Origin of the sequence: Lysinibacillus sp. UBA5990 (genome assembly GCF_002429815.1) — a bacterium.
GTDB classification, from domain to species: Bacteria; Bacillota; Bacilli; order Bacillales_A; family Planococcaceae; genus Lysinibacillus; species Lysinibacillus fusiformis.
On the sequence record NZ_DJAY01000002.1, the window covers coordinates 32864 to 52100 of the forward strand.

The following is a 19237-nucleotide window of genomic DNA, read 5'->3' on the forward strand; positions in this document are numbered from 1 at the left end:
AAAGAGCGAGGTGGCAACATGAATAATCAAATAAACATCGCAAATCCAATCTATCCCATCATGATTTTAATAGGTGTTGCTCACCTGATCAATGATACGATGCAAGCTGTTATTCCAGCTATGTTTCCAATCTTTAAAAGTGAGTTAGGACTGACCTTCACACAAATTGGCCTCATATCATTTGTCTTAAATATTTTTGCGTCTGCATTACAGCCTATTGTTGGTTTTGTTAGCGATAAAAAGCCAATGCCCTATGCATTACCAATAGGAATGATAAGTTCTTTTATTGCTATTACAATTATTGCTTTTACTACTCAATATTGGATTATTCTTATTGCTGTATTATTTTTAGGCTTCGGTTCAGCAATATTTCACCCTGAGGGTTCTAGAGTATCCTTTATGGCAGCAGGTTCTAAAAGAGGGCTTGCTCAATCGATTTACCAAGTTGGGGGAAACTCAGGACAAGCTCTTGCCCCATTAATTAGTGCCTATATTTTTGATATTTTCGGCCAGCGTGGTGCAGCGATTGTATTAGTAGCGGCAACATTCGGTATTATTCTATTAACTAAGATTGCAAAATGGTATAAAAATCAATTAGAGCAGGAGCGCACAGCGAAGAAAAAACGTGTGTTGATTTCGACATTACCACCATTAACAAAGAAGCAGGTAGGGGTAGCTTTAACCTTACTATTTACGATTATTTTTGCACGATCATTTTATACAACAAATATAACTAGCTTTTATGTATTTTATTTAATGGATCATTATGATGTGAATCTTCGGCTAGGACAAATCCTTATTTTCCTATTCATGGCATTTGGGGTAGTGGGGACATTTTTTGGAGGCTCTCTGTCGGACCGAATTGGAAGAAAAAATGTCATTATTCTTTCCGTTGTAGTACCAATGCCGTTTTGCCTAGCATTGCCTTATGTACCGCTATGGGCTGCTATGATATTTTTAGTGATTATTGGTACATTGATCATGATTAGCTTCTCTGTAACAGTGGTATACGCGCAAGAGCTAGTTCCTTCTAAAATTGGCACAATGGCCGGCTTAACAACTGGCTTTGCTTTTGGTATGGGGGCTATTGGAGCAATGGTTATTGGTGTGTTAATGGACCACAAAGGTATTGATTTTACAATGATGGTTGTTTCATTATTGCCGTTATTATTACTAATAGCTTTTTTCCTACCGAAGGATAAACCAGCAACTTCAGCGGCATAGAAAAAACGCATCAGGACTGTAGGCAAACTCAAAAAACTTGGGTTTGCCTACAGTTTTTTTACAATGAAATAAAGTTTTCAACTAAGGTCGGAGTGCAGTTGATATCAGTCCAGAGAGTTAAAATAAAATGACAAAAGCCATCGAGAGATACTTCCCGACGGCTTTTATCAACATTATTATTGTCTTAATGGGGATAAAAATTCTGCAGGAAGCTTCTCTTGATCGATCACATAGCCCTCTGAAATATGAACCTCATGCATTTTATCATTGTAAGTAAATTTAAAGACACCGTTGTCAAAATCCGTGCCGATTTCCTTGAAGAAGATACCTTCGATGGATACATATTTCGGACATGTAAATGCTACTTTAAAGTTCTCCTGTTCTTTAATTAAGTAAGCACGAACACCTTTTTCGTATGTCTCGTTAGCATCATCATCAGTAGGACGTTGAACAGCTACAATATGAAAATCTACAAATGGAACTTCTTTTAACAGTACATTAAGGAAGGATCCTTTAGTGATTTCTTCCCAACGACTTTGTGCGCTTTGTCCTACAATAATTTGTGAAATGCCATAGTTTTTCGCGACTTCTGCAATGACTTTCTGAATGGGGCGTTTTTCATTATCTTGCAAAATGAATTTTTCGACCTCAAGTTCGTCTGATAACTTTTCCCATTGCTCAATATAACTAGATTTCTCAGCGTCAAATGCATCAAGGGGTTGCGAATCAACTGAAAGAATATAGAGTGGGCAATCTAGCATTGTTGCCATTTTGTGCCCTCTACGTATCAAACGTTCACCATTTAAGCCATAGTAAACACAAACTAATATACTTTCGTCTAAACGCCCTTTTACATGCCTCATAAAAAATGTACACCTCTTATCTGTTGGTATTTTGTTAATTTCACTGTTGATTTCGAAAAAATTATCCTAAAACAGCTAAAATCGATGCTGTTACAGTGCATTATGCTCATTTATATTGTATACTTAAAAATGTATAAAAGTTAACGGAAATATATTGGAAAACCCTTGAAGGAATAAGCTTATATCAATAATTTAAAGTTATTTAATTTATGCATTGCGTGCATCTAAGCTAAATTGATTTCATATGCCACACTATTATGCAGTGTGTTAAATAGATAGTCAAGTGTCTTTATAATGCTGATATAATTGAGTTGTAACTGTATAAATTATCTGATTTTCCACAAGTTATTTAGGCTTGCATCGGGTTAGAGGTGACTAAATAACTAAACATTCCATTTTCAATGAATGACAAGACACTTTAACACCCCATCACTTTCCATTTGCAAAATTTCAAGAATATATCTGATATGTTACTTAGCTTAAACAAATTGCTATAGTTTTAGCACTTACCATTCCAATCACCACAAAAATTTGCTTGATGATTTTGATAGTAGGAGGTTTTCATTTGGTTACAGTTCTTATCGCGATACTTTTGCCATTTGTCTGTGCTGCACTTATCCCATTGCTGTATAGGCGACTAAGGCGTATAACACATCTTGGCTGGTTTGTTTTTTCTGTTCCATTCATCTTGTTTCTTTTACTTGCGCGCTATATTCCTCAAATTGCCGGAGGTAAAACATTTATCCATACATATGAGTGGATTCCCTCTTTTAATATAAATATTACAACTTACCTAGATGGGCTCAGTATGATTTTTGGCTTGCTGATTACAGGTGTAGGTAGTTTAGTCATTTTATATTCTATTTTCTATTTGTCAACGAAAGAATCACTTCACCATTTTTACTGCTATTTATTACTATTCATGGGCGCTATGCTTGGCGTTGTTTTTTCAGATAACCTAATGGTATTATACACATTTTGGGAATTAACAAGTGTGTCATCATTCCTATTAATTGCATTTTGGCATCATAGAAAGGCCTCACGTGCAGGTGCTAAAAAAGCAATGATGATCACAGTATTTGGTGGTCTCTCTATGCTTGCAGGTTTCCTGATGCTCTATGTAGCTGCTGATACATTCAGTATTCGTGAAATTGTAGCTCATGTAGAGGTTATCCGTGATCATGCCCTATTTACTCCAGCATTAATCTTAATTTTACTAGGGGCTTTTACAAAATCTGCACAATTTCCATTTCATATTTGGCTACCGGACGCCATGGAAGCGCCAACACCGGTTAGTGCATACTTACACTCAGCCACAATGGTAAAGGCAGGAATTTATTTAGTTGCCCGTTTTTCACCAGTCTTTGGCGGAGAAGCGATTTGGTTTTGGCTTGTAAGTGTTATTGGTCTTGTTACACTCTTCTGGGGGTCATTTAATGCAGTTCGACAAACAGATTTAAAGGCGCTCTTAGCCTTTTCAACGATAAGTCAGCTAGGCTTAATTATGAGCCTATTCGGTCTAGGGTCTGTTGGCCATTACTATGGCTACACGAAAGACTCTATTATATATACACAAGCAAGTTTTGCGGCTCTGTTTCATCTCATCAACCACTCCACATTTAAAGGAGCCTTATTCATGATGGTTGGAATTGTCGACCATGAAGTGGGAACTCGGGATATTCGTCGTTTAGGTGGTTTAATGTCCTTAATGCCTATTACATTTACTATCGCAGTTATTGGCAGTTTTTCTATGGCAGGATTACCACCATTTAATGGTTTCTTGAGTAAAGAAATGTTTTTTTCAGCGGTCTTGGCTATACGGGATGTAGAGGCCTTTTCCATTGCTGATTTAGGGTTATTTTTCCCTTTAGTAGCGTGGGTAGCCAGTATCTTTACCTTTGTCTACAGCTTAATTTTAATTAGTCGAACATTTTTGGGTAAACTACAGCCTGAGAAGATAGATAGAAAACCACATGAAGCTCCATTGGGTATGCTAATATCACCCATTATTTTATGCCTGTTAGTAGTCGGTATCTTTTTCTTCCCGAACGTGTTAGGCCATTATATTTTAGAACCAGCCATGGCAAGTATTTATCCTACATTCCCATTAGCCAATGAATTAACACCACATATTTCTGCTTGGCATGGAATAAATGCGGAATTGTTAATGACGTTAGGTGTCATTGTGCTCGGGATCATCTTATTCAAAACATTGAAAAGCTGGAAGCCGATGTATCGCATTTTTTCACAAAAATATACGTTTAATACTTACTACAATCGATTGATAGAAATAAGTGAAAGTGGTTCAGAGAAGCTTACTCGCAAATATATGACAGGTAATTTAACCCATTATTTTGTCTATATATATGTATTTTTTGTGGCACTTATCGCTGGTTATTTTATTTATTCAGACGCAATGATCTTTAATTTTGATATGGACTCTACGATTGAGTCATACGAATTAATTCTTGTATTTGTTATGGTATTCGCTGCAGTTTGGATGATTTTTGCAAAGGGCCGCGTTACAGCCATGCTATTAAATGGCGTATTAGGCTATTCAATTGCCTTCTTCTTTGTCATTTTCCGTGCACCAGATTTAGCGTTAACACAATTAGTTGTAGAATCAGTAACAACTGCATTATTCCTTTTATGCTTTAAGTATTTACCAGATTTAATGCCTGAGGCACCTCGCAAAAGGGTGCAATGGTCGAAAGCCATGATCTCTATTTTTGTCGGGGCAACAGTAACAATGGTTGGTCTAGCTGTAGTGCACTACGAGCAATTTGAGCCAGTATCGACTTATTTTAACGATGCCTATGAGCTAGCAGGTGGTTCCAACATTGTTAATACAATTCTAGGGGATTTTCGTGCCTTTGATACAATGCTTGAGGTAGTTGTGCTTCTGATTGCTGGCTTAGGGGTTTATACACTAACAAAGCTTAAGCCTCGGAAGGAGGAAGCAGATCATGAAAATTAATGATGTGATATTACGGACAGTCACTAAGGCAGTCGTCTTCATTATTTTAACACTTGGAGTTTATTTGTTCTTTGCGGGACACCATGCTCCGGGTGGTGGCTTTATTGGCGGCCTCGTGTTAGCTTCTGGCATTGTTTTATTGTATCTTGCTTACGATATAGAGACTGTGCATAAGGGAATGCCGTTTGACTTTAAAAAGGTTGCGGCTCTTGGTGTTTTGCTTGCAACAGGTACGGCAATTGGTTCTTTGTTTTTTGATATACCATTTCTAACGCAGGCTTATACGTATATAAATGTCCCGATTTTCGGGAAAATGGGTTTTTCAACCGTAACCATTTTTGAAGCAGGAGTAGCTTTGACGGTGGTGGGTGTTGTCGTGACAATTATTTTAAGCATAAGTGAGGATGAGTAGCCGATGGAATCTTTAATACTTGTTTTAGTAGGTATATTAGTAGCTGTTGCGACGTACTTAATCCTCTCTAAACAGTTATTACGTGTTATTTTAGGCACCGCTGTTTTATCACATGCTGCCCACTTGCTGATTCTAACAATGGGAGGTCTTAAAAAAGGGGATGTACCATTATTAGGTGAATCAGAGGGGCCTTATACAGATGCATTGCCGCAAGCCCTAATTCTAACAGCTATCGTTATTAGCTTTGCTGTGACTGCGTTTGTTCTCGTTTTAGGTTATCGAGCGTACAAAACAAATGGTTCAGGGGATTTTGATGAATTGAGGGGTACGCCGGATGAGTAATATGATTGTTTTACCATTAATAGTACCAGTAATTACAGCTATTTTACTGGTGTTTTTAAAAGAGCATGTCTTTTTACAACGGATTATTAGTTTATTGACATTAAGCTTTATCGTTATTATTAGCGTGATTTTATTAGTAGAAATTCAAGAACAAGGGATACTGCGCATTGACTTTAGTGGTTGGGCACCGCCTTTTGGTATCTCATTTGTGGCAGATTCCTTCGCTACGCTGCTCGTGTTAATAGCAAATCTTGTAGCAGTTATTTGTATGCTATATGCAATTTTTACAATGGAGTTAAGGTATGAAAAGATGTATTTTTATCCGTTTACCTTACTAATGATAGCTGGTGTTAACGGTTCATTTTTGACAGGAGATATCTTTAACTTATTTGTATGCTTTGAAGTGATGTTGCTGGCTTCATATGCACTTATTAGCCTAGGTGGAGAAAAGATTCAGCTGCGTGAAGCATTAAAATATGTGCTTATTAATATTGTTGCATCTTGGATTTTCTTAGTGGCATTGGCCTTTCTCTATGGAACAGTCGGTACATTAAATATGGCCCATATTTCTGTGCGTGTGATGGAAGCGGGGGCAAATCCACTTATTACAACAGTGGCACTCATTTTCTTAATTGTCTTTAGCTTAAAGGCCGGACTGTTATTATTCTTTTGGCTCCCTGGCTCTTATAGTGTACCTCCCACTGCCATTGCCGCTTTATTCGCAGCATTATTAACAAAGGTTGGGATTTATGCACTTGTAAGAACATTTACATTGCTTTTCCCAAATAATACTGAAGTCACACATATGGCACTTGGTATTATGGCAGGTATTACAATTATAGCAGGCTGTATCGGTGCTCTTTCAGGGCGTGATGTTAGAACTATTGCTTCTTATAATGTATTAATTGGTGTTGGGTTTATAGTAGCTGGTCTAGCGATTGGTACAGAGTCTGCTTTACAGGGCGTTGTCTATTATTTAATGCATGATATGGTGGCAAAGGCTATGTTATTTGTAGCTGTCGGTATGATGATTTATGTAACTGGGGAAACGGTCATAGATAAAATGAGTGGGCTTATTCGGAACTATCCGTTCTTTGGATGGCTATTCTTTGTAGCCATGTGTTCATTAGCTGGTATCCCGCCATTGAGTGGCTTTTTAGGGAAGGTTTTAATTGGACAAGGTGCGATAGAGGGCGGTAATTTTGTTCTATTAGGTCTAGGATTTTTCTCTAGTTTAATTGTTTTGTATTCATTACTGCGGATATTTCTCTCCTCCTTTTTTGGCGAGACCATTATTAGTTTAGAGGATGAAAAGCCTTTACCCAAACGTGTAATACTGCCGTTAACTTTACTGGCTGCTTGTACAATTAGTTTAGGAATAGGGGCTGAGAAATTGGCACCCTTTGTAACCGATGCAGCAGAAACGTTATATACACCATCTATCTATATAGACGCTGTTCTAGATGGTGAACAATGGCAAGGTGAGGTGAATAAATAATGGCGATGCAGTTTATTTTAAACTTATTTATCGCAGCACTTTGGTTACTCTTGCAAGATGAAGTGACTCCACAATTTTCAACGTTTTTAATGGGGTTTATCGTAGGAATGGGTATATTATATGCGATGCACCGCTTTTATGGGACCCAATTTTACTTGCGCCGAGTCTTTTCGATTATCAAGTTATTATGGCTATTTAATTGGGAGCTATTTTTATCAAGTTATAGCGTATTAAAACAAATTACTACACCAAAGCTAAACATTACGCCAGGTATTTTTACTTATAAAACCGTACTCGAGGGTGATTGGGAAATTACGGCGCTAGCATTATTGCTAACTTTAACACCTGGCTCTGTCGTCATGGAAGTTTCTGAAGAGGGCGATGTCTTTTATATTCATGCGATGGACATTGAGCAGTCTAAGGATGCTGTCATTCGCTCTATTGGAAAGTTTGAACAAGCAATAATGGAGGTGACGCGTTAATGATAGAGAACATTTTACTTCTGGCTCTCGCCTTCTTTAGTATTTCCATCGCGCTGTCGTTGTATCGGGTTATCCGAGGCCCATCTATGCCTGACCGAGCCATTGCTCTCGATACAATTGGTGTAAATCTTTTATCCGCTATTGCGATTGTTTCGATCATATTAAAAACAAAGGCTTACTTAGAAGCCATTCTTATACTAGGTATTTTAGCGTTTATTGGGACCATTGCCTTTACAAAATATATTGAAAGAGGTGTGATTGTTGAACGTAAATCAAATGATTGAATGGGCGGCAGTCATCCTCATTTTGATCGGTTCGATTGTGAGTGTTATTAGCGCATTTGGCATGATTCGTTTACCAGATGTCTATACGCGATCACATGCTGCTACGAAAAGCTCCACATTATCCGTGTTAACTTGCTTATTAGGTGCATTTATATACTTTTGGGTGCACGATGGTTATGTCAGTGTCCGATTAATTTTAGGTATTCTATTCGTCTTTGTTACAGCTCCAGTTGCCGGACATTTAATATGTCGTGCGGCATATCGTTCTCATGTTCCATTAGCGGAAGGCTCTGGCGAGGACGAATTAAAAGATAAATTATTTACGGAAGACAAATAAGCAAGAGACCTCCAAATGGGGGTCTTTTTTATTTCCACAGAAATTTTGATAAAGAATGAAGGGATAATTATTAAGCTTTCGGAAAATAGTAAGGAAAGCGAACTCGAAAATAATAAATTGACTTATCTGAAAATTTTGTATATAATATTTCGCTAAAAATTTTCTAGTTTATCTTGATTATTATTTCAAAAGAGTATATCTTAATTAGCAGATAGTTTTTTTATTCTCAAACATGAATAAATATCCAATCGAATATTTTCGAGAAATGTATTCTCATACACAATACATTATAAATAAAAGGAGATGCTTAATGATGAAGAATAAGTTATTCATGATAATTCTTGTCCTAGCTATTGGCGTACTATCAGCTTGTGGAGCTAAAGAGGATAATGCAGATAATTCTGGCTCTAATGCTGATGGTAGTACAGACAAACAAGTATTAAAAGTTGGTACTTCAGCAGACTATGCGCCATTTGAATATGTTGACGCTGCAAAAGGTGAAGAAATTATTGGATTTGATATTGATTTAATTAAATTGGTTGGGGAAAAAATAGATGTAGATATGCAAGTGCAAGATATGGACTTCAACAGTCTTGTACCAGCGTTACAAGCAGGGAAAATTGATGTAGTAATTTCTGGTATGACACCAAACCCTGATCGTGAAAAGGTAGTAGATTTTTCTGATCAATATAATGAAACAGAGCAAGTAATCATTGTTAAAAAGGATAGCGGTATTAAAAAGGAAGCTGATTTAGCTGGTAAAAAAGTCGGTGTGCAAACAGCCTCTATTCAAGAAAATTTAGGTAATGAAATTGCTAAAAAAGTGGATGTTTCAGTTGAAGGACGTACACGAATTCCTGAAATTATTCAAGATATGATGTCTAAGCGTTTAGACGCAGGTATTTTAGAGGGTGGCGTTGCGAAAGGTTATTTAAAAACAAATGATCAATTAGCAGCCTTCCCTGTAGAAGAACAGCCCGAGGATTTCAAAGCGATTGCTGTGCCAAAAGGCAGTGATCTAAAAGAAAAAATAAACAAGGCATTAAAAGAACTAGCTGAAGAAGGTAAAATTCAAGAGCTAGAAGAAAAATGGTTAGAAAAAGTTGAATAATACATGCATGCGATAGCTCTTATTTGAGCTATCGCTTATGCATTTCAGTTCAAACTAATACGCTTCGGCATGAGTACGTCTAGATTTTTTCGAGTGTGCTAGAAAAGCCACACTCCAATATCTGTGACATCAAGCTTCTGTATTTGTTGTTTCGTTTTCGGTACAGCTGAATCAAGATGAAAAAGAAAGGAGGGAGCGCTGTGAATTTGGATTTTACAGCTATCGTTCCCTCTATTCCTTATATTTTAAAAGGGATAGGTGTTACACTTCAAATTGCAATAGGTGCATCCATCATTGGTTTTATCGTCGGTATATTACTAGCCTTATGTAAAATTGGAAAGGTAAAAGTTTTACGCTGGTTTGCTGATTTTTATACGTCGATTTTCCGTGGTACACCACTAGTATTACAATTATTAATTATTTATTATGCGGTACCACAATTATTAGATATTCAAATCGAGCCTATTCCAACGGCCATTATTGCATTTGGATTAAATTCGGGTGCTTATATTTCAGAAATTATTCGTGCAGGTATTAATGCTGTGGATAAAGGGCAAATGGAGGCAGCACAAGCTCTTGGCATTCCTTATGCAAAGATGATGAAGGATATTATTATTCCGCAGGCAGTAAAAAATATTTTGCCCTCTCTAGTTAATGAATTTATTACACTAAATAAAGAAACAGCAGTTGTCACAGTAATTAGTGCCCTTGATATAATGCGTCGTGCTTATATCGTAGGCGGTTCGACCTACCGATATCTTGAGCCTTTACTATTTGCTGGTATTATCTATTACCTCATGACACTTGTTTTAACGTTCCTTGGTAAACGAATCGAGAAAGGAATGAGAAAAAGTGATTAAAATTGAAGATTTACACAAATCATATGGACAGAATGAAGTACTAAAAGGTATTTCAACCGAAGTTAAAGAAAAAGAAGTAATTGCTATTATCGGACCTTCAGGATCTGGCAAATCAACATTCCTTCGTTGCCTTAACTTATTAGAAATCCCTACGAGTGGAAAGGTAACAATTGCTGGGGATGTTCTTACAGATAAAGGGACAAATATTATGAAAATACGGGAAGAAGTAGGGATGGTATTTCAGCATTTCCACCTTTTCCCACATAAAACAGTGTTAGAAAATTTAACGTACGCTCCAATTAATGTAAAAGGAATGGATAAGGCGGTTGCGATAAAAAGTGCAGAAGAGTTACTTAAGAAAGTAGGTCTCTTTGAAAAGCGCCAAGAGTATCCAAACCGTTTATCTGGTGGACAAAAACAACGTGTTGCCATTGCCCGAGCACTAGCGATGGATCCAAAGGTCATATTATTTGATGAACCAACGTCAGCACTTGATCCAGAAATGGTTAAAGAAGTATTGGCTGTTATGAAAAACCTAGCGGATAGTGGCATGACAATGTTAATTGTTACACATGAGATGGGCTTTGCACGTGAAGTTGCTGACCGTATACTCTTCTTAGATGGTGGCAAGCTTATTGAGGATGCCCCTCCCGAGCAGTTTTTTACAGCACCTTCAACACAGCGAGCAAAGGATTTCTTAGAAAAGGTTTTATAAATAATCAAACGCAGTAATTTCTCTCTGAGAAGGGAACTTACTGCGTTTTTTTATTCAGAACGCAAAAATATAAGGTTATGCCTTTTGTGATGTAATGAATTGAGAGAAAGAAGATGCATCAAATTGATTTTGTAATGTTTCGAATGTAAATAATTCCTCAATATGATAAGTCCCTGCTGGATATTTGTTATCTAAGAGTTCTCTAGCAATTGCCGCTGCAACTTTTGCTGTCACAAGTGATTCATCACGATCTTTAAAGTCTAGTGTCACAGTCGCTTCTTTATGTTGTATCTTACCAATGGCTTCAATTTGTATGGAGCACACATCTGTACCCATTTTTATTTTTTGAACGAGGGAGGCAAGCATGGATTGTATTCCTTTAAATTTCAATAAATAGGAAATACGACTTTTTTGTAAGAAGGCGACAAACCAATTAAGTGATTCGACATCAAAGCCTAATCTCGTCACGATGGGAACACTAGGAAAATAATTAGCTAATGTGTGCTGATCTGAAAAGTTGAATTGGTACACACTACGTTTTCCAATACCTCTAAATTGCACAGATCTCTTACTAGTGAAGTTAGTAATAATCTGATTTTCGTAATGGTAATACGGAATATTTAATTGTTGCAAAATCCAGAGAATAGCTGCAGTGCCATGGGTATCTCCTGCTCCAAGTAAAATAGAAATGTGGAGTTTCTCGATAGTGGTTAAAGGCTTGGTCGCATGCATGGCCATTATATTAGTTAATCCCGGAGCCATACCGACACTGAATATGGCAGTTGAACGATACTCTATAGCTGTCGTATGAAGATTTTTTAATTGTTTGAGGAAGGTATGGCTAGCTGTAATATCAATATACTTAATCCCTTCTTTCAAGCAGGTTTCTGCAAATGCAGTATCTTGTTGTTCCAAACACATAATGACCAAGGCTACATTGGCTAATTGCTGTGGATGTACAGTTTTAGATACATCCATTTGTAAAGGTGTCGCAAGACCATTGAGCTGTGCGCAAAACTGTTTGGCTTTTTCTAAATGCCTTCCGGCGATACATACATTATTTGGGTAGCTAGAGAGTAGTATTTTTGCAATTTTACGTCCAACTTCACCATAGCCACCAACGATTAATATATTGTCTCTTGTCATTTGTTTACCTCTTCTTTAATGGCTAATAAGGCTTCAACCATATGTGATTTAAAATATGGAATAACCTTTGAAAATCCGACTTTTTGTAGGAGGTCAGTTAGCAATTCAAGTGTAATTGGATAGGTAGAAGAGCCAAAGGATTGCTCAAAGCGAAGCCAGTGTTCTTCAGACAAATTATTTTGCAGCATAGAGCTTCGCCAATACTTGAGTTGGTGTTGGAATGATACAGCTGACATGTCTGCATTAATGGATGATATAAATAAAATTCCGCTATCCTGTAAGCTATCCGCCATTTTTTGTAGTAGAGCTTTCTTTTGTTCAAGTTCCTCAATAAAATGTAAAACTAAGTGACAGGAAGCCACTTCAAACTGATGGTCAAACACTACCGAAAGTAAATCTTCCTCATACCACTCAATATGAAGAGGGTGTTCCAATTTCTCTATATGTTTACGGGCAGCCTGTAGCATAATTTTAGAAGTATCAACGGCTGTAAAGTGAGAGAAGGGGAAAGCTTCCCCTAGAGAAGAGAGTTCCTGACCGCCACCAGCTCCAACTATAAGCATGTTATCAATAGTCGGGTAACTTTGAAGAATATCGGTCATCATGTCATAGATAAGGTCGTAACCAATAATTTTTTGTCGAATAGTATTTTGGTAGTTAGAGACATTGAAATTGTGCCAGTCATGTTGTGGATTTTTCATTTTTACCTCCTTGTTGTACAATTTAATTAAGAATTATTCTCAATTATAAATACTTATGGAAAATGTGCTATCCCATAATTCTGGGGGAGGAATTTCATGCAAGATACTCATTACTGGAAAAGAAGGTCAGAAATCCACTTAAGAAATAGCCAGACTTCAGTTCAATACCGACAAAAGATGATAGAAGAATTGCGAAATTTTATTAGTTTTGATGCATATTGTTGTACCATGACAGATACCCAAACCCTTTTTTCTATAGGAGCTGTTACAGAGCAATCAATAGAGGATATTCATCAGCAAATAATGTCTTTGGAATATGGCTCAGATGATATAAATAGCTATGTATATCTCGTGGAGAGTGGCCAATACATCGGTAAACTTAGTGATGTGAGTAGTCAGAGTAAACGTTATAGAGAGGTGCTAAAACCTAATGGATTCAGTGATGAAATTCGAGCTGCATTGATGTTTCAGGGGCAATGCTATGGTTTTTTAACACTGTTTAAAACGATAGAAAACGGACAGCGCTATTTCCAAGATGCTGAGGTAAATCAAGTGAAAATACTCATGCCTGTTATGGCTGAGGCATTAATGGGGTTTTACCATACGATTATAGAAGAGCGGCTCTTCATCAAAGAGGAACAGAGTGGAATTATGATTCTGGATAAAGAGTATCGTATTATTTCCACTAACACAATGGCTGCTCAATTGTTAACACTTTTAAGAAACAATGAAGGCTTGCTTGATTGGCAAATACCTAAACCAATTCAGTCGTTTTGTGCAAAGCTACAGGCTAACAAATTGAACAGCCAAACTTCGTTATTAGTGCCGATTAATAACACGGGTTATGTAACAGTCCAAGCATCAGTTCTCATGACAGCAGATTCACAGCAGCAAATAGCCATACTATTAAATGAAGCATCACCTAAAGAAATGTTAACCTATTTACTGAAAGCCTATCATCTTACACCTAGAGAAAAGGAAGTAGTAGTAGAAGTAATGAAGGGGATGCCAACAAAAATTATTGCACAAAACCTTAGGATTTCTAGTTATACCGTTCAAGATCATTTAAAGCTAATTTTTCAAAAGGTAGATGTTGGAGATCGAAATGAATTAGTATGGAAACTCTTTACGCGTTTTAATTGAATAAATAAGCCTTACTTCAATCTGTTTATGTTCATTCATGGAGCATGAGCAGATTTTTTTGATTCTTTGACAAAATAATAGGTCGAAAGGTTAAGAAAAATTAACCTAAAAAATGGAATTATTCCGTAGAAGAAAATAGGGAAGTTGTAATATAATAAAAAACAGTAAGAGAGTCCTAAGAAAAATACAATGCTCGACACCAATTTTAGGTAGTAAGAGATAGAAAATAAAATACATCCGCTTTAATTATTCGGAAAATTCAGATAAAAAGGAGGAAAAAATGATGACGTGGACTTTTTATTTAAATGTCACAAATGACACAGATCGAGATTTAGAGTTAGTAGAATCGCAGTTACATTGGGGTTATTGGAATACAGATGGTGAAGAGGATAAAAAACCTCAATCGATTAAGGCAGGGGAAACGATTCAAGCAGTTGGAGCCAAATCAGCCTTTGGGCCAAATGGCTATGAGTTTTCTTGCTCCTGGAAAGATAAAAATAATACAACACAAGCACCATATGGAGTAGTAAGCCTTTATGTAAATGTTCCCTATAATGACCCAAACGAAGCTAGATGTCTAGCAAATGGATATTTTGAAGTAGCGGAGTGGAAAGACATTCCACACGACGGTCATAACTTTGTTCGAAATATACGAATCTCTAATAAAATGGATAAATTGAAACAAAAAGAAACAAGAAATAATTTATTTACGGACTGGTCCAAAATCAAAACTTTAAACGAAATTGAAGATGCTCGAGAAATTGATTTGAACCAATCGATTCCGAGTGGTGTTCATTTTGAAAAAATGCCATTATTTCGGACACCTCTCTTCAACATTTCTAAAAAATTATGGGACGGGGTCAATGATTTAGAGTTTGATAGCCTTTATTTAAAGCAGCGAGAAGCACAACAGTATTTTTCTGTAGAGGTAACTTGCTTAAGAGGAGATGCTTCTAAAATTGAAACGGTTACTAAAAAGGGAAAAATTACAGTAATAGATGAGTATGGATTATCTACTGCTAGTAAGGTAGTAGAGGAAAAGGTTTGTACGATTGAAACAGCCTTTAAATTTACTGAAAAGGTATCTGTATCAGATGAAAAAGTAGTGAAAGCGAGCGTAGCACAGGAACTACAGGCTGAATTAAAGGCGAAGTTTAATATATTAAATGCTGTTACAAAAGAGCAACATCGAACAGAGAAAAATTCAAAGACAAGAGTTTTTGAAGCTCCCTCTGATAAGGATATGGACGTTGTGCCATGGATTTTTAGTAAAATGATTCTTCTTTACCGAACAGACAATCATAATATCACAACACTCATTGGCGCATCTGAATGGGATTATGCAGTCTTACACCGTACGCATGTATACGATGTGATGGATAACGCGAAGAAAAAAGTACCGACAGGAGGAGCGTACTAAAATGGCGACTTGGACATTTTCATTAATGATTACAAATGCAACAGACCGTGAGCTTGAAGTGTTTCAATCACAGTTGGAATGGGGAATCTGGAACACCCAAGATGAGGAGGACAAGAAGCCAGTTAGTATCCCGCCAAATACAACATTGCAAGCATTGGGCATAAAAGCATCTACTGGTCCAAATGGCTATGAATGCTCTTGTTCGTGGCGTGACAAGGTTCAGCCAGGTGAAAAATCCTATGGCACTATCTCGCTTTTCCTGGACGTACCCCAAAAAAGTAAGAATCGATCTGAATGCTTAGCTGATCATCAATTGAACATGGATAGTTGGGAAGACTTGCCTGAAAAAGGACATAACTTTGTAAGATCTATCATTGTGACCAATAAGAATGCTTAGAAGAAAGTGGAACAAATATGATGAAGATAGACCTTAAATCTATAACAAAGGAAGATGAAGCATTTCTCTATGAAATCTATGCCTCTACAAGAAAGCAAGAAGTAGATTCATGGGGATGGTCGGCTGAACAAATGGCGCTTTTTTTAGAAATGCAATGGCGTGCACAGCAAGCCTCCTATAATCAGCGATTTCCAAGAGCAAGTCATTGGAAAATTGTTGTAGATGCTGAGCGTGTGGGTAGGTTCCTCACGGAAGAACAACCTGAATTCCACCATCTTATAGATATAGCTTTATTGCCGAATTATCAAGGGAAAGGCATAGGGACACATCTTATTGTTCAACTTCAGAAAATGGCGAAGGAACAACGCAAAGCAGTTGTATTACAAGTTCTTAAAACTAATTCTGCAAGAGACCTTTATGAAAGACTAGGATTCCAAGTCTTTCAGGAGGATGAGATTTATATGAAAATGCTGTGGAAATAAAAAAAGGAGAGTGTTGATATGTCAGAGGCGTATCTAGGTGAGATTCGTATGTTTAGTGGTCAGTTTGCTCCGATGGATTGGGCACTTTGTAATGGACAACTGTTATTGATTAATCAGTATCAGGCTCTTTATTCATTAATAGGAAATAGGTATGGAGGGGATGGAATAACAAATTTTGCTTTACCAGACTTACGTGGAAGAATCCCCATTCATCTAAGCTCGCAATATCCTATTGCGAGTTATGGTGGAACGGAAAAAGTAACACTGACAGAAGCGAATTTACCATCCCATACTCATATGGTTTCAGCAAATAAAGAAAAAACGGATACAACAGAAAGCTCACCAGCTAATAATGTGTGGGGAAAAGCTGATTTAAAAAATTATCAAACAAATTTAGCTAGTGATATTGTGCAGATGAATACAGCTTTAGTGACGTCTGTGGGTGGCAATCAACCTCATGAGAATATGATGCCATCATTGGCCATTAATTTTATTATTGCAACGCAGGGTCTTTACCCTGATTTTTCTTAAAAGGGGGGAGAGTATATTGGCAGAACCATTCTTAGGAGAAGTGCGGCTATTTAGTTTCGACAAAATACCTCAAAATTGGTTACCGTGTGATGGCCGGCTGTTACTAATAAGACAGCATACAGCACTTTATTCTTTAATAGGAAACCGCTACGGAGGAGATGGTAAAACAAATTTTGCTCTACCTGATTTGCAAGGAAGAGTACCACTTCATAAAAGTGATCAAATTGCCTATGCGTCGATAGGTGGTGAGGCAACACATTCATTGACAACAAATGAAATGCCTAGTCACACGCATGAAGTTTATGCTGATGAGGGCGTAACAAATAAACCATCCCCAATGAATAATGTATGGGGAAAATTTGATGGAAATCCTATGTTTTCTAGTAATATAAATACTCAAATGAGTTCAACGGCGATGACAGTTACAGGACAAAGTCAGGCGCATAATAATATGCAACCATATCTAGTAGTATCGTTTTGTATTGCAATAAATGGAATTTATCCGCCTAGAAGCTAAGGAGGGACAAAAAAATGGCAGATGCCTATACAGGAGAGATTCGAATATTTGCTGGAAATTATGCACCAAGAGATTGGGCTTTTTGTGATGGCAGTACATTACTTATTCAACAATATGCCGTGTTATATTCCATTATTGGTAATAGATTTGGTGGGGATGGCAAAACAGATTTTAAGTTACCAGATTTAAGAGGTAAGGCGCCCTTGCACTATGGAACTGGCACAGGACTTACAACAAGAGAATTTGCCAAAGAAGTAGGGGTAGAAAGTGTGACATTAAGTAATGAGCAGATTCCTGCCCATAAACATGTCTTACAAGGAAGCTCGAAAACAACTGGTGGAGATAGTAGTCCAGAAGGTGCTGTTTGGAGTGCAATTGGAGGACTAAATCCGAAGAAATTATATAAAGAGTTTACAGCAAATACAAAAGTAAATATGCATCAGCAAGCGATTGGTACAACTGGAGGGAATTTGCCACACAATAACATGCAGCCCTATGTAGCGTTGAATTATATTATTTGTTTGTATGGAGAATACTACCCAGTGAATGAAGGGTGAAGGAAATGAAAAGTTATAAACAGGTAAATGTTGCATTAATGTTGATGTTGGTTGCAATGTTGCTTATAATTGTGCAACCATTTTTAGAATTACAAGTTGCGAGGGCAGCAGTGACAACTATTTCCCCTAGTAAGATTGTAACGGGAACTGTCTATCAAGGAATACCAAATAGTGTTGATATTTTAGAAGAAATTGCTGGAGTTGGGGGTTATGATTCAGGTGATCAGACAAACACGGCTTATGTAAAATTTAACTTACCATCAAACTATGATTATTCTAATGCAAAATTAAGTCTTACACCTATTCCTGGTTCGGATAGTGGTGGAGATATATCCAATTTGACAATTAATATTGGCAGCTCGGACGATTGGGAAGTTACTGACGGGAATACATATCCTCTAACTTCTTTGCCAAGTAAAAGGGGCGGAATTGAGAAGGATTTTTCAAAACCAACTTATAATTTTAATAATTTCGATTCCCCTATTTTATTACCTATCGGTGATTTACTTACGGAACAAAATATTAATGATATAGGTAGTAGTAATATTATTACACTAATTCTTTCCTCACCTAATATGAAAGATGACTATGCTGTTTTTAATAACATATCATTAGTCGGCTTTAACACCTCACCTCAAGTGAAACATACAGTCAGTTTTGAAACAGATGGAGGAAGTGCGGTACCAAGTCAATCTGTTGTTAATGGCGGTATAGCAACGATGCCGGAGGTAGAGCCAACGAAAGCAGGCTATACATTTGGAGGCTGGTATAAAGACGCTGTCCTTACACAGGTCTATGATTTCACTAGTGTCATCACAGAGGCTACGACAATTTACGCCAAGTGGAATGCACAGATGTATACCGTGAGTTTTAATACGGACGGAGGAAGCGCAGTATCCAACCAATCAGTACCACACGGTGGAAAGGTAACAATACCAGAGGTAGAGCCGACGAAAGTGGGCTATACATTTGGAGGCTGGTATAAAGATATCGGGCATACAGAGACCTATGATTTTACTAGTGTCATCACAGAAAACACGACAATTTATGCTAAGTGGAATGCACAGATGTATAATGTAAGTTTTAATACGAACGGAGGAAGTGCAGTATCCAATCAATTCGTAGCCCATGGAGAAAAGGCAAGTGAACCAACCCCAGCACCTACAAAAGTAGGCTTTACATTTGAAGGCTGGTATAAAGACGTTGGTTATACACAGACCTATGATTTTACTAGTGTC

Annotated in this window: 22 protein-coding genes; 19 read left to right on the plus strand and 3 right to left on the minus strand. The window is 37.2% G+C overall.

The annotated features are described in order from the left end of the window. The first annotated feature begins 18 nt into the window (after positions 1-18). The gene (locus B3D94_RS00985; protein WP_069479709.1) at positions 19-1224 is read left to right on the plus strand and encodes an MFS transporter; all 1206 of its coding nucleotides are present in this window, start codon (positions 19-21) and stop codon (positions 1222-1224) included. Positions 1225-1400: 176 nt separating this feature from the next. On the opposite strand, the gene B3D94_RS00990 is transcribed toward B3D94_RS00985, so the two are convergent. Next, positions 1401-2087 (minus strand): universal stress protein, encoded by a 687-nt coding sequence (locus tag B3D94_RS00990; RefSeq protein ID WP_012292434.1) that lies wholly within the window; start codon positions 2085-2087, stop codon positions 1401-1403. Between the two features lie 565 nt (positions 2088-2652). On the opposite strand from B3D94_RS00990, the gene B3D94_RS00995 reads away from it, so the two are divergent. The 10 genes from B3D94_RS00995 to B3D94_RS01040 all read left to right on the plus strand — a co-directional run bounded on the left by B3D94_RS00995 (position 2653) and on the right by B3D94_RS01040 (position 11105). Beyond that, complete coding sequence (locus B3D94_RS00995; protein WP_291753692.1) at positions 2653-5064, plus strand: Na+/H+ antiporter subunit A; 2412 nt, start codon at positions 2653-2655, stop codon at positions 5062-5064. Then, entirely contained in the window at positions 5054-5476 is a 423-nt protein-coding gene (locus B3D94_RS01000; protein WP_069479711.1) for a Na(+)/H(+) antiporter subunit B, read from the plus strand. The genes B3D94_RS00995 and B3D94_RS01000 overlap by 11 nt, the downstream gene beginning before the upstream one ends. A 3-nt stretch (positions 5477-5479) precedes the next feature. Next, the gene (locus tag B3D94_RS01005; RefSeq protein WP_291753696.1) at positions 5480-5818 is read left to right on the plus strand and encodes a Na(+)/H(+) antiporter subunit C; all 339 of its coding nucleotides are present in this window, start codon (positions 5480-5482) and stop codon (positions 5816-5818) included. Continuing rightward, on the plus strand, positions 5811-7316 hold the full coding sequence (locus B3D94_RS01010; protein WP_069479712.1) for a Na+/H+ antiporter subunit D: 1506 nt from the start codon (positions 5811-5813) through the stop codon (positions 7314-7316). Before B3D94_RS01005 ends, B3D94_RS01010 begins: the two co-directional genes overlap by 8 nt. Beyond that, the gene (locus B3D94_RS01015; RefSeq protein ID WP_069479713.1) at positions 7316-7798 is read left to right on the plus strand and encodes a Na+/H+ antiporter subunit E; all 483 of its coding nucleotides are present in this window, start codon (positions 7316-7318) and stop codon (positions 7796-7798) included. The genes B3D94_RS01010 and B3D94_RS01015 overlap by 1 nt, the downstream gene beginning before the upstream one ends. After that, positions 7798-8082, plus strand: a complete 285-nt coding sequence (locus B3D94_RS01020; protein WP_025116881.1) for a Na(+)/H(+) antiporter subunit F1 — start codon at positions 7798-7800, stop codon at positions 8080-8082. The genes B3D94_RS01015 and B3D94_RS01020 overlap by 1 nt, the downstream gene beginning before the upstream one ends. Beyond that, a complete protein-coding gene (locus tag B3D94_RS01025) occupies positions 8060-8419 on the plus strand; it encodes a Na+/H+ antiporter subunit G (RefSeq protein WP_036122161.1) in 360 nt (119 codons plus the stop codon). The genes B3D94_RS01020 and B3D94_RS01025 overlap by 23 nt, the downstream gene beginning before the upstream one ends. Before the next feature lie 313 nt (positions 8420-8732). Next, positions 8733-9530 (plus strand): transporter substrate-binding domain-containing protein, encoded by a 798-nt coding sequence (locus B3D94_RS01030; protein ID WP_193833793.1) that lies wholly within the window; start codon positions 8733-8735, stop codon positions 9528-9530. Positions 9531-9730: 200 nt separating this feature from the next. Further along, on the plus strand, positions 9731-10390 hold the full coding sequence (locus B3D94_RS01035) for an amino acid ABC transporter permease (protein WP_031418079.1): 660 nt from the start codon (positions 9731-9733) through the stop codon (positions 10388-10390). Then, positions 10383-11105, plus strand: a complete 723-nt coding sequence (locus B3D94_RS01040) for an amino acid ABC transporter ATP-binding protein (protein ID WP_069479714.1) — start codon at positions 10383-10385, stop codon at positions 11103-11105. Before B3D94_RS01035 ends, B3D94_RS01040 begins: the two co-directional genes overlap by 8 nt. Before the next feature lie 75 nt (positions 11106-11180). Here the strand turns inward: B3D94_RS01040 and B3D94_RS01045 are convergent, their stop codons facing one another. After that, positions 11181-12251 carry a saccharopine dehydrogenase NADP-binding domain-containing protein gene (locus B3D94_RS01045; RefSeq protein ID WP_291753712.1) on the minus strand — a complete coding sequence of 357 codons (1071 nt, stop codon included), beginning with the start codon at positions 12249-12251 and terminating at the stop codon, positions 11181-11183. Further along, on the minus strand, positions 12248-12952 hold the full coding sequence (locus B3D94_RS01050; protein ID WP_291753714.1) for a class I SAM-dependent methyltransferase: 705 nt from the start codon (positions 12950-12952) through the stop codon (positions 12248-12250). The genes B3D94_RS01045 and B3D94_RS01050 overlap by 4 nt, the downstream gene beginning before the upstream one ends. A 96-nt stretch (positions 12953-13048) precedes the next feature. On the opposite strand from B3D94_RS01050, the gene B3D94_RS01055 reads away from it, so the two are divergent. The 8 genes from B3D94_RS01055 to B3D94_RS01090 form a co-directional block, all read left to right on the plus strand. Next, the gene (locus B3D94_RS01055; RefSeq protein ID WP_291753717.1) at positions 13049-14095 is read left to right on the plus strand and encodes a helix-turn-helix transcriptional regulator; all 1047 of its coding nucleotides are present in this window, start codon (positions 13049-13051) and stop codon (positions 14093-14095) included. Positions 14096-14375: 280 nt separating this feature from the next. After that, positions 14376-15515 (plus strand): hypothetical protein, encoded by a 1140-nt coding sequence (locus B3D94_RS01060; protein ID WP_291753719.1) that lies wholly within the window; start codon positions 14376-14378, stop codon positions 15513-15515. 1 nt (position 15516) lies between these two features. Next, positions 15517-15912 carry a hypothetical protein gene (locus tag B3D94_RS01065; RefSeq protein WP_291753722.1) on the plus strand — a complete coding sequence of 132 codons (396 nt, stop codon included), beginning with the start codon at positions 15517-15519 and terminating at the stop codon, positions 15910-15912. Between the two features lie 17 nt (positions 15913-15929). After that, positions 15930-16394: a GNAT family N-acetyltransferase gene (locus tag B3D94_RS01070; protein WP_291753724.1), complete on the plus strand. Its 465-nt coding sequence runs from the start codon at positions 15930-15932 to the stop codon at positions 16392-16394. Positions 16395-16412: 18 nt separating this feature from the next. Continuing rightward, complete coding sequence (locus B3D94_RS01075; protein WP_291753726.1) at positions 16413-16925, plus strand: phage tail protein; 513 nt, start codon at positions 16413-16415, stop codon at positions 16923-16925. Between the two features lie 16 nt (positions 16926-16941). Then, complete coding sequence (locus tag B3D94_RS01080) at positions 16942-17442, plus strand: phage tail protein (RefSeq protein WP_291753728.1); 501 nt, start codon at positions 16942-16944, stop codon at positions 17440-17442. A gap of 14 nt (positions 17443-17456) precedes the next feature. Continuing rightward, entirely contained in the window at positions 17457-17999 is a 543-nt protein-coding gene (locus tag B3D94_RS01085) for a phage tail protein (protein WP_291753732.1), read from the plus strand. A gap of 5 nt (positions 18000-18004) precedes the next feature. Beyond that, on the plus strand, positions 18005-19237 hold a 1233-nt coding region (locus B3D94_RS01090; RefSeq protein ID WP_291753735.1), incomplete at its 3' end, for an InlB B-repeat-containing protein.